This is a genomic window from Pseudomonadota bacterium (assembly GCA_039028935.1).
GTDB lineage: Bacteria > Pseudomonadota > Gammaproteobacteria > Steroidobacterales > SZUA-146 > SZUA-146.
On sequence record JBCCHD010000016.1, the window covers coordinates 1 to 11,432 of the forward strand.

The 11,432-nt window shown below is 51.4% G+C and carries 9 protein-coding genes, 1 tRNA gene and 1 pseudogene; 4 read left to right on the top strand and 7 right to left on the bottom strand.

Going from position 1 to position 11,432, the window contains the following annotated elements:
* On the bottom strand, positions 1 to 203 hold a 203-nt coding region (locus tag AAF465_09415; GenBank protein MEM7082942.1), incomplete at its 3' end, for an L-histidine N(alpha)-methyltransferase.
* Between the two features lie 36 nt (positions 204 to 239).
* Complete coding sequence (gene egtB, locus AAF465_09420) at positions 240 to 1,496, bottom strand: ergothioneine biosynthesis protein EgtB (GenBank protein MEM7082943.1); 1,257 nt, start codon at positions 1,494 to 1,496, stop codon at positions 240 to 242.
* A 280-nt stretch (positions 1,497 to 1,776) separates the two neighbouring features.
* On the opposite strand from egtB, the gene AAF465_09425 reads away from it, so the two are divergent.
* A tRNA-Phe gene (locus AAF465_09425) sits at positions 1,777 to 1,852 on the top strand.
* Positions 1,853 to 2,045: 193 nt separating this feature from the next.
* On the opposite strand, the gene AAF465_09430 is transcribed toward AAF465_09425, so the two are convergent.
* The 4 genes from AAF465_09430 to AAF465_09445 form a co-directional block, all read right to left on the bottom strand.
* Complete coding sequence (locus AAF465_09430) at positions 2,046 to 4,061, bottom strand: oxidoreductase (protein MEM7082944.1); 2,016 nt, start codon at positions 4,059 to 4,061, stop codon at positions 2,046 to 2,048.
* Between the two features lie 28 nt (positions 4,062 to 4,089).
* Positions 4,090 to 5,475 carry a mercuric reductase gene (locus tag AAF465_09435; GenBank protein ID MEM7082945.1) on the bottom strand — a complete coding sequence of 462 codons (1,386 nt, stop codon included), beginning with the start codon at positions 5,473 to 5,475 and terminating at the stop codon, positions 4,090 to 4,092.
* 35 nt (positions 5,476 to 5,510) lie between these two features.
* The gene (locus AAF465_09440) at positions 5,511 to 6,149 is read right to left on the bottom strand and encodes a glutathione S-transferase family protein (protein ID MEM7082946.1); all 639 of its coding nucleotides are present in this window, start codon (positions 6,147 to 6,149) and stop codon (positions 5,511 to 5,513) included.
* 112 nt (positions 6,150 to 6,261) lie between these two features.
* Positions 6,262 to 7,218, bottom strand: coding sequence for a LysR family transcriptional regulator (locus tag AAF465_09445; GenBank protein MEM7082947.1), 957 nt, complete (start codon positions 7,216 to 7,218; stop codon positions 6,262 to 6,264).
* A gap of 207 nt (positions 7,219 to 7,425) precedes the next feature.
* Here AAF465_09445 and AAF465_09450 point away from each other — a divergent pair, with 207 nt between their 5' ends.
* The 3 genes from AAF465_09450 (at position 7,426) to AAF465_09460 (ending at position 10,087) form a co-directional block, all read left to right on the top strand.
* A complete protein-coding gene (locus tag AAF465_09450; protein ID MEM7082948.1) occupies positions 7,426 to 7,893 on the top strand; it encodes a nuclear transport factor 2 family protein in 468 nt (155 codons plus the stop codon).
* A 181-nt stretch (positions 7,894 to 8,074) separates the two neighbouring features.
* The gene (locus AAF465_09455; protein MEM7082949.1) at positions 8,075 to 9,736 is read left to right on the top strand and encodes a haloalkane dehalogenase; all 1,662 of its coding nucleotides are present in this window, start codon (positions 8,075 to 8,077) and stop codon (positions 9,734 to 9,736) included.
* Between the two features lie 60 nt (positions 9,737 to 9,796).
* A complete protein-coding gene (locus tag AAF465_09460; GenBank protein MEM7082950.1) occupies positions 9,797 to 10,087 on the top strand; it encodes an antibiotic biosynthesis monooxygenase in 291 nt (96 codons plus the stop codon).
* A 973-nt stretch (positions 10,088 to 11,060) separates the two neighbouring features.
* On the opposite strand, the pseudogene AAF465_09465 reads toward AAF465_09460, so the two are convergent.
* Positions 11,061 to 11,224, bottom strand: a pseudogene (locus tag AAF465_09465) (integrase core domain-containing protein).
* Positions 11,225 to 11,432 lie beyond the last annotated feature (208 nt).

Consider the following 11,432-nt stretch of genomic DNA (forward strand, 5'->3'; position numbering starts at 1 on the left):
CCGATCTCGGTGCGGGTCGGGTAATACTCGGGCAGCTCAGTGATGCGATCGAACAGCACCGACCCGGCTTTGTCGTAAAAATACTTGGGCGGCAGGGTTTTTTGTGCGCGCAACAACCCTTCAATAATTTCGGCTTCAATATCGCCTTCAGAGGGGTGGTTGTCGAGCAGCTTAACGCTTGCACGGGTGGCAACTTCGTTCATGAAAATCCTTTTGAGAGAAGAGTGTTGTTATTGTGATTAGAGGTCTTTGGCCAGACGCACACCGGTAAACTGCCAGCGCGAGTCGGGATAGAAAAAGTTTCGATAGGTTGGGCGCAGGTGTGACACGGGCGACACGCATGAGCCGCCGCGCAGCACATGCTGGCTGCACATAAACTTGCCGTTGTATTCGCCAAGCGAACCGGCAAGGGGCTTGAAGCCCGGATACGGGCCGTAGGACGAGCCGGTCCACTCCCACACATCGCCGAACACTTGGCGCAGCGATCCGTCACTCGCTTGTGGCGCCACCGGATGCAAAAACCCCGATTCGTAAAAGTTGCCGTCAACAGCCTGATCGGCGGCGACACACTCAAGCTCGGTCTCGGTGGGCAAACGTGCGTCGGCCCAGCGAGCAAACGCATCCGCCTCGTACAAACTCAGGTGCACAACCGGCGCGTTGGGGTCGAGCTCGCGCACACCGCTAAGTGTGAACTCACTTTGATTATCCGGCTGCCAGTAAATGGGTCGCTGCCAACCCCGCTCTTGGATAACGCTCCACGCTTCAGATAGCCAAAGCTCGGCGGTCGAATAGCCGCCATCGTCGATAAATGCCTGGTATTCGCTGTTGTTGACCAGCCGATCCGCGAGGGCATGCGCGTGCACCAGCACCTTGTGGCGCGGCGTCTCATTATCAAACGCAAAACCGTCGCCCTCAAAGCCGTTGGCGCACTCGCGCTCGTCGATCGTCACAAAGTTCATCGGTGTACTCACCGAGTCGGGCACCGCCAGTTGCTTGTAGGCGGGCAGCATGGGGTTTTGGGCCAGCGCATGTTTAATGTCGGTGAGAATCAACTCCTGATGTTGCTGCTCATGATGCATCCCGAGCGTGAGCAAAAAGCGCTGAGCGTCGGTGAGTGTGGTCACATCGAGCCAATCGAGCATGCGCTCGTCGATGATCGCGCGGTAATCCTGAATCTCGGCCACCGTCGGGCGCGACAGCAAGCCGCGATGCGGCCGAGTATGCATGGGGCCGACAGTGTTGTAGTAGGAATTAAATAGATAAAAGAACTGCTCATTGACCGGCACATAGCCTGGACAATGGTCGGCCAGAATAAAGCGTTCGAAAAACCACGTGGTGTGGGCCAGATGCCACTTGGTCGGGCTCGCGTCTGGCATCGACTGAATCACCTGATCCTCCACGCATAGGGGCGCAGCAAGCTCGGCGGTGCGGCGACGCACGTCGAGAAAATCAAGATGCGCCGCCTCGTGAGCGGCCTTGAGTTGTGGCTGGTTCATTACAACGGCACTACCGATCGAATCAGAATGACAAATGGGTGAGAGTGACGGGCCTGGAGTCAGCGAGGCGCCAGTCGCCAGAGTAGCCAGCCCGGACCCGTTCTGTCAAAGCACTATCACCTCGGACCGGAAAAAATCCCGAAAAATTACAGAAAGTTAGGCAAAAACCGCCATTAGGCTAGCTAAGTCCTTGACTACCAGCACCGAGACCGCTTTAATACGCGGCTCGCGAGCAAGATTCATGGCGTTCTCCACGCCCGCTCGCCGCCACAATTCAAATGGCCAGGTAGCTCAGTCGGTAGAGCAGCGGATTGAAAATCCGCGTGTCGGTGGTTCGATTCCGCCCCTGGCCACCATCCTTTCAAAAACTTACGCAGTTCGAGCCCGTAGACGCATACATGGTCGCTAACGACCGCCTGTTTCATCAGTGTCTGATGACTTTCCATCGCTAGTAAATAGATCTCCCTTGAGAATTTTGCAAACGACCTGATCTCGAACCAAAATTCATCGATCATGCCGACACGAAAGGGTCACCTGAAACTCTCGCCTCTAGAACGAATAAGATTCCTTCCGTATGGTTAATTCTGTGCCCAAAATGGCTTCCAGACACGACTCGCTATGTCTCATAAATGCGTCTGGACCACAAAGAAAAATCTCACGCTCGGTAAGGTTGTTAATTGCAGACAGAGTCGCCCGGTCAATCCTTTGCTGCTGTATTTCAAGAAGCGGGCTGGAATACTCGCTAAGAATGGAATTGGTGTTTTCCTGATCGAGTTCGCCGTTTCTATGACTAGTCTGAAATCCCATAATTCGTAAGCGCACATTCGCCGAACGTTTTTGTCGTTCTTTGAGAAAGTGGCGCAGCACGTTGATGTCGTCATCACGCGCAGCGAAAGCCAGCACAATATCTGTTGTTAGTGCCGCTCCGGTCGTGTCGATAGCGTTTGCAAGACTGAGAATGCCATCCCACATTGCCAGGAACGGTGTGATACCCACACCGCCAGCAATCCAAAGCATCCTTTCTGGAATGGTCGGCGGCTCGTTCTTCGCAACGTGAGAAAAACAACTGAAACCACCCCCGCTACCGATAAAATCAACGGCCAGGTCGCTCCGACTGTGCTCTGCTGCAAACGGCCCATGATCATGAAGGAAACTCGAGACCGACCCGTCTATTTTGTGTTTAACCGTGATATCGATCCGCCTGGAATTTGCGAAGCCTTTCTTATTGACGTCGTAAGTGCCGGCACTCGAAATCGTCCAGGTGCGAATGTAATCGTCATTGACCGCTTGCGGATTTAAGTCGTTCATGTGCTTGTATTCAGAACGAAAGTACTCCGAGAAGTCAAAAATTCCGAAACCGCCAGGCAGCGGCAAGTTGACGGGCTTAGACAACTCGAACGTGAATCTTTTAATCGAGTCGCTAAGATCCTGTGTCTTCACGAGTGTTGCTCGTATTCGCTCATTGTCCGTTGTTTGCGGTTCCCGAACATTGTGAATATCGGTCAGTTCGGTTCGGAGAAATCGTATGGGTGGGTTATAGGGCGAATATTGCTCGCTGGAGGACATTCTCAAGTTTAGCGATTGTCTTATATGTACGGCGCCGGTAATTCGAATTCTGGTAATCAAGCTGACACGGGGCATGACGGTTTCGGCTTCCTCTCCGAATAGATTCTCTGCCAGGCCTGTCAAGTACAAAACATCACCAGTGGAAAAGTCGGGAAACGTGATCCCTACCTGCGGATCAGTTTGTACATTGCCCAGCGACTGGTAGAACCGATTGCCAGAATGATCTGGTAATACCAAATGTGTCACTGGCTCAAGTCCACTCGAGTGGCCGCCGGATTGTTCAATACGTACGAACCCCGGCGCTCCACCCCTATGATTGAGTCCCATGTCGCGTTTATCCAGCTCGAAATCGTTCGACTCAGGGAGATGACGGGTTGCAAGGTAAACGGTACTGGATCTGGCAATAATTTTCTGAGCATGTCTATCGAGGGTGCCGCCAAATGATTCAAAGCCGTCGAAAGCGAGATCGGCCTGTCGTGCGTAGGGTTCGAGATCGCGGACAGTTATGTATTTTGGGCAATTCCCGAGGTGTTGATCTGAATTCAATACGATGTGCAGTCGGTCTTTCCCAGGCATGCTGTAGTCAGTGATGTTGCCCGCTAGTTTATTGCGACGTCGATTGGAGAAGTCGACGCCGACGCCCGCGAATAAGAGTTGCTCGTCAGCAAAAATGCGGCGCCGACTATTCAGAGCGCGCACGAACGGGTCCATATTGGTAGTCATTGAATGCACGTTCAGCTCGTTCTGCGAAACGGAAGCGATTCCAATTCCGTGATCGATATCCGATGCGGTTACAAGCAGCGTCGCCCAAGGCCGACCATCCGCATCGATGGTCGCTACGGCGAGATAAGGCAGTCTCGTGTAGAAATCTTTGTGCTGCCATGGCATTGACGGGTCTATGTAGTGCGGAAGATTGCGAGAAATCTCGGTCGGCGATTTCATCCGCTTCTGGATGTCCAGTTCTCCTTTATGAAGTGGATGCGGGCTCTGGGATGTCATTGGATTGTCAGTAGCTCAATGAAGTTGGTTATGTTGATAGAGGTTTTAAATCGTTCAGCACCCATGGAATCAACTCAGAAACGGTAGGGTGGGGCAATACTAAACGTTGGAGGTCTCTGTAAGTCGCGCCGAGTTGCATATGCGCCGCAATCATTCCGATCACTTCGTCGCCACTTGTGCCGAAGATCGTTGCGCCCAGAATTTCCTCATTGTCGGCATCGACTATGATCTTCACCATGCCATGAGTTTCACGTTTCTCACGTGCACGCGCTATCTGAGCCATGGGCATGGTGGCTATCAAGGCGCGCCTGCCGCTTCCCGCTACATCGGCCTCACTCATCCCAACCCGAGCCAGAGGAGGGTCGATAAACATTGAGTAAATTGGCTGTCTATGCGCTGCGGGAACATGGTTGACACGTTGATTATCGGCTATGTCTTCCTGCTTTTGGTACGCCTCCCAGAATATCTGTCCGTCATTCACCGAAGTATGAGTAAATGCCCCGCGGCCATTAATGTCACCGAGGGCGAAGATGTGCGAAGCGGACGTTCTCATTTCTTCGGTGACGGGAATGAATCCGCGGTCGTTAGTCCTTACGTCTGCGTTTTTTAAGTTGAGGTCGGCCGAGTTAGGTGATCGACCCACGGCCAACAGTAGGTGAGATCCAATCACTGTTTCTTTTCTGTCGTTGGCGATAAAATCCACTTGTATTCGATCTCGACCAGAGACTCTCGAGACCTCGCAACCCGTTTTAATCTCAATGCCTTCATCACTAAGCACTTGCTGCACAGCCGATGCGACGTCCGAGTCTTCTCGAGGCAGTAGCCTCTCGCTTCGCTCTAGTATTGTGACGTCTGATCCGAATCGTTTGAATATTTGCCCAAACTCAAGTGCAATGTATCCGCCGCCAACAATAACAAGGTGCTTCGGCAATTCGTTTAGGTCGAGAATGGATTCGTTTGTTAGATAAGAGGCCTCGCCGACACCCTCAATCGGCGGGACAAAAGGGCGAGTACCTGTGTGAATAACGATGTTGTTTCCGCGGATGGTGTCGGCGCCTACCTGGACCTCATTCGGCGAGACAAACGTCGCTCTGCCTTTAAGCAAAGCGCCTTGCGTGAGGTCTTCCAGTCGGCGCTCAATCATCGCCGTCCCGTTGTTTCGGATTGTGTTCTGCGCGTCCATTGCTGCGCTGAAGTCCAGTTTAGTGTTTTGCGTTGAGAAGCCAAAGTCGTGTCCACGTCTCGCCATATTGATGGCGTAGGCTGACGCAACTAACGTTTTGGTTGGCGTACACCCCGTATTGACGCACGTCCCCCCAAATCGACCCGACTCAACGATAGCGACGGTCTTTCCGGCCGCTACCAGCTTTGGAACTGTGGAAAGAGTAGCCTGCCCAGTGCCGATCCAAATCACATCAAAGTCTCGTAGTTTCGCCATCTTTTCCTCTCCTATACTCTTGATACGTGCGCAGTGCGTAGCAAGGAATTTGCTGCGACCATCGGCTTAAACTTATCAATTGCCTCGACGCGCCGGATCCATCTCGATGTCGCTTGATATTGACATAGTTCGTATCGAGCCTCTCGCAGTTGAGAAAACGGCGCACAGCAGGCCAGATCTGCGATAGTCGGAGCATTGTCGACCAGCCAGTTGCGGCTGCTCAGTCTGGGCTCAAACACGTCGCTAAGGAGCTTGGTTGTGATTCGTTCGGCCTTAGTACGGTCTTCCTTCAGGTCAAAAATTTCAATAGCCCGTAGCGCTAATGGTCCTTGTGTCATGTCGTGAACGGCGAGCGATAACCACTGGTGAACTCTTGCAAGGCGGATCGGGTCATCAGGCAACCAGCGGTGCTTCGGATCGTATCGGCGGCATAGATAGATCATGATTGCGATCGAATCGCGAAGTAGCACGCCTTCCTCTTCAAAAACAGGAATCTGACCGAGTGGGTTTAGGCGTAAGAAGGTGTCGGTATGCTGCTCACCGCGAAGAAGATCGACAATCTCGCAGTCAAATTCTATCCCGAGAATGTTGAGCAAAACTTCCACACGGTGTGCGGGCACAGATAGCGGATGTGTGTAGAGCTTCTTCACAGCGGCTCCAGGCCGACTTTGATAATAATCTAGCGTAGAAGCGACGCCGACTAAACGGGACAGACTCAATATTGATTATTTAATGATCTGATAATGTGGATTGCCCGCCCAGTTATTGCTGAGGATTTGGCTTTGGTGGTCTCTCCGTCGACGCATTGGCTATCTTGACGATCTGTTCCCGCCAGAAGCTGTGACGAGCAGAGCTGTGTTGCATTGACTGCCAGTACATCATGAGTTTCTTAGGTTGATCCGGCCACGGCGGGGGCACACATGCCAGATTCTCATCAGCGGTATTTAGCAATAGACTAGGGAGCGTACTCACTATGTCAGTACCTGGAATGACTTTGAGCACACTAATAAAATCTGGCGCCTCGAATACGACAGATCGTTCCAGATCTTCTTCGGCGAGTTTCTTGTCGACCGCATAGCTCGCATCGGGACCTAGAGACACCCTCGCATGGGGCCGATCGCTAAATGCCTTGAGATCATTTTCTTGCAGCGGATGTTGGCGATCGAAGAACACTGCATCGGCAAACGTCAGCAGTAACCGTTGAACGATGCCATCGACTTCCATGTCAAGCTCAGGGAAGAAGAGTAGGTCGACTCTCGCAGTCTTCAACATTTCCACGGCTTCGTGTAAAGAACCGGTTTGAACGATCTTTATTTGCAATCGCGGGGCGCGCTCTCGAGCAAACTCAAGCAGTGGTAGAGTTACTAGGTCCCGTTCAACCCCGGTCGCCGCAATCCGCAACACACTTTGATCTAGAGTCGGATCGTATGATTCTGCCTCGCCAAGTTTGATCAGTTGATGAACTACGCCTTCAACCATTGGCCGCATGTACTTTGCGCGCTCCGTGGGTTCAACTCCGCTACCTGATCGCACAAATAATTCGTCCCCAAGGCGCTCCCGCAGGTTTGCTAGGTGGTAGCTGACGGTCGACTGATTGATGTCGAGCGCTCTTGCGGCGCCGCTCAACGACCCACATTCGTAAATGGCCAGCAATATCTTTAGCTGGTGGCCGTCGATTCCAAGGCTATCAAGTTTATCCATAGTGGTTATTAATACCATCGGATTTTCCGCCTGTCACCAATAGGCTATAAGCGTATTGTTGGGGGTTATTCCATCCACAAGCAGCGCGAAAGTCAGAAGCTTTTAGGTGCCTCAGGTCTGTTTTGTGGCGCCTGTTTTTGTCAGCAAGCGGCCCCGTTATTCATTGAATGAATGGCTCTGGGAGGCGCCTGATTATCTTATTTCGAATCAGATAGAGATGAAAAAATGCAAGAGCGACCACCCAAACCGCCGTTTACGATGGCAACTGCTCGCGAGAAAGTAAGGCTCGCGGAAGATGCTTGGAACTCTCGAGAGCCAGAGCGTGTATCGACGGCGTATACGGTCGATAGTAAATGGCGTAATCGTTCCGAGTTTATAGATGGCCGTGAGCAAATCGTTGAGTTTCTAATTAGGAAATGGAAGTCAGAGCTCGAATATAGGCTGATCAAAGAGTTGTGGACGTATGCAGAGAATCGCATAGCAGTTCGATTTGCCTACGAATATCAAGATTCAAAGGGCAAGTGGTTCCGAGCCTACGGCAATGAGAACTGGGAATTCGACGAGTCTGGCCTAATGCGCAGACGGATCGCCAGTATTAATGACTTGGCAATAGAAGCATCCGATCGAAAGCTCACCTTTGAACAAGGTCGGCGTCCTGATGATTATCCAAGTCTATCGGATTTGGGCCTCTAGCAGCTTGTTGAAAACGGCGTTTTCAACAGGCTGTTGGTAAAAGGCCGAATGAGAATTTTTCGAGTTATAGCACATCAACCAAAAAGGAAACCCGATGAAGTTTCAGATGAGTATGATACTCACAATTTTCGCACTTTGTGCGTGTTCTGCGCCTACCAATTCGTCAAGCTCAGGCGATGACATGGAAACTGATTCGCTGACAATTTCGGCGAAATTCCCGTTCGAAACACAGTATGTCGATGTCAATGGCGAGCAGATCGCTTACGTTGAGAGCGGTGATGGACCGGTCGTGCTGTTTATACATGGAAACCCAACGTCATCGTACCTATGGCGCAATGTGATTCCCTACGTCTCAGATCGTCATCGTGCAATTGCCCTTGATCTCATTGGCATGGGCAAAAGCAGCAAGCCAGACATCGAGTACACCATTCAAGACCATTACTCGTATGTTGAAGGATTCGTCGAAGCGCTAGGGTTAAATGACATCATTCTCGTGGTCCACGATTGGGGCGGTGCGATGGGTACAATGTACGCAACGCGAAACAGTCACAATGTTCGCGCAGTTGCCATGCTGGAACACGCAGCGCCTCCGATGCTTCCGATGGACTCGTTGGAAGCGCTCGGTGATCCTGAGCTCGTCGAAAATTTTCACGCTTTCCGTGACCCCGTGATGGGTCCGAAATTGCTGATGGAGGATAACATCATGGTAGAGGGCGTAATACCGGGTGCCATCATGCGGGAGCTTGGAGAGCAAGAGATGACTGCCTACAGGGCGCCATTTCCCACCGAGAAATCACGGCTACCCGCGTATCGTTTCACGAACGAAATTCCTGTTGCGGGCGAACCGGCACGCAATGTTGCTTTCATGGGTGAGGTCAATGAGTGGATAACAACTTCGTCGCAACCCAAGCTCGTCCTGTATGCGGATCCGGGCATGATTGTATCGCCAACTACCGCCGAATTCTTGGCAGGGTATTACAGTAACGTGAAGATTCAGCCTATTGGTGCCGGGATCCATTTCGTCCAAGAGGATCAGCCGGAGGCAATTGGTAAGGCGCTATCGGAATGGATTCGAACGCTGGATAACCACGAATCGTCTGAATCTACCTCATTGAAATCTAAAGCCCGAGATCTCTTGTTAGCGATCGCGACGGGCGATGCAGATGCCCTGAAAGAACATGTAAGTGCTGAGACGTTTGTTCAGCATAGTCAAAACATCTCGAATGGCCTTGACGGACTGACCGACTACTTGAGTGACCCCGCCAATCGGTGGAAAGACTTGAGGATCAAACGGGTCATTCAAGATGGTTCGTTCGTGGCGTTGCATTCGGTCTACGGTGTTCGCGACCAGATGGTGCGGTTCGATGTATTCGAATTCGAGAACATGACAGTCGTTGCGCATTGGGGCGGAGAACAGTCGCTTCGTGGCCCCAATCCGAGCGGCCGAACCATGACTGATGGACCAACAGGGGTAACTGATCTTGGTTCAACCGACGAAAATAGAGCGCTTGTTGGAAGTTTCTTTGAAGGTATCTTGCTAAATGGGCAGTTTGACACGCTTGGGCGTTACATTGAGGGCGACAACTACATTCAGCACAATCCCGACATTGCGGACGGCATGAGCAATCTATTTGCGTTTATTCAGTCGCTTGCAGAACAAGGTACTCCCGTTCATTTCACCAAAATCGATAGAGTCCTTGCGGAAGGGAATTTTGTACTAGTCATGAGTGAGGCAAGTTTTGGTGGACATCCGACAGACTTTTTCGATCTGTATCGTGTGGAGAACGGGAAAATCGCGGAGCATTGGGATGTTATCCAACCTCGAGCGACTGCAAGTCAGTGACAAGAACGCGACCGCTGATTTGCGTATGAGACAATCAGAAACTTGTAACGGAGATCTTCAATGACTGGAGTGCTGCTTGAGCTTTCGGTTAAGGCTGAATTAGTCGATGAATTCTTGGACATGATGCGCCAGATATTGCCGGAGACACGTGCTTATGATGGCTGCAAAAGGTTTGATGTCTGGGTTCACAACTCGAATCGCAGAAAGGTCGTGTTAAACGAAATTTGGGAGTCGGAAGAAAAACATGCTGCGTATCTCGCTTGGCGGGCGGAGACTGGTGTGTTGGGTAAGTTAGTGGCGTTTCTGGACGGCCCTCCGGACCCACAGTATTTCGAAGTTCTCGCAGATTAGGCCAGTGACTTTCTTCCAAACCAAGAGTTTGATGGCCTCAGAATCAGGGGTTTCTTGATTGCTTCGGGTGAGTCAATCGGAGCGAAATTCGTCACGAATCCATTGGAATTTTATAAAGAAAACGCCGATTGAGCTATTCGCTATGGGCCTCAGGTCAGACGCCTGACTAATAAAGAAAGCACGTAAGGCGGGCTTAACTTGATCTGGCGGGTACCATTTTCGCCTTTTGCGTCGTTATCTTTTCGGTTCAGCACACGGACCTTCGCGAGGCGTCTGCACGAGCGTTCTGTCGTAACAAATATTACCTAAATACTAGTGAGCGATAAGGCTGTAACTCGCCCACTGGCAAAGTGATATAGGTGTTTGTCTTAAGAGAGTCGGCCATCTGGCCAACGCCGCTCTTCCTACCCTTATTCTAGTGTTCAAGTTTGGAATTTGGCCGGCTCGATTATCGCCTTTTAATTAGGTGACGTTACAGGAACCCCTGCGCTGATGGGGGCATCCATCCAACTGGTTCGAATGCCTCGTCCAACGATGGTTGCGCAACGGGGATTGTGCAATTCGGCTGAACCTCTAGGCTCGTTCCGACAATCACCTCCAGAATCGTTTCTTTTGCGTATCCTGCAGATAGGAAGGCATCAATCTGTGCTCATGCCGGCCGGCCGCGAGATTCATGAATCACAATGGCGAATGCACGCAGTGCCTCAAGTTTAGGGTCATCGATTGTGGCGCCGTTTCGTAGCACGTCGATAGCGCTTGGATCGACGCCAGACCTCTTAGTGATTGCGGTGTGGACATCATCTAACGAGGTTTCGACGCAACAACTTATGTGTCTAACGGTACAGTGTTCGCAAGAACAAAAGAGGTCGCGGGCGACAGCAGAATTCACTACTGTTCGATTGAAATTGAGTAAGACCTGTAATCCATCACCGCAAGCCGAGTTATTCTCTAAAATACAAGCTGTTATCAACTTTCTTCGAGGTGGTACGCCGCCGATAGCCGTATTTGATCTTTCGTTGTTGTACGACACAGCCACTGAGTCGCAAGCCGCTGCGCAGGCTCACCCGATTCGAGCGTGCGCGTTTCCTGCCACTCGTGGCGCACTAATTGGTTGTAGCGCTCGACGTAGGCGTTCTCTTTCATAATCGCCAGAATGTGGCTGTCGCTAAATTTTGACCGTTTCATCAAAAAACTCCTTCAATATCATTAATGTGTAGCCATTTACTTGGCACCTGTGCGACCTAACGGGGGTTTCTAAGCCGACAGATCCCTCGGCCCGATTTTTCACCAGGGCCTGATTTTTCTCAGCGTCTGACCCAAATTCTCGAATTTCCGCGCCTAAGTA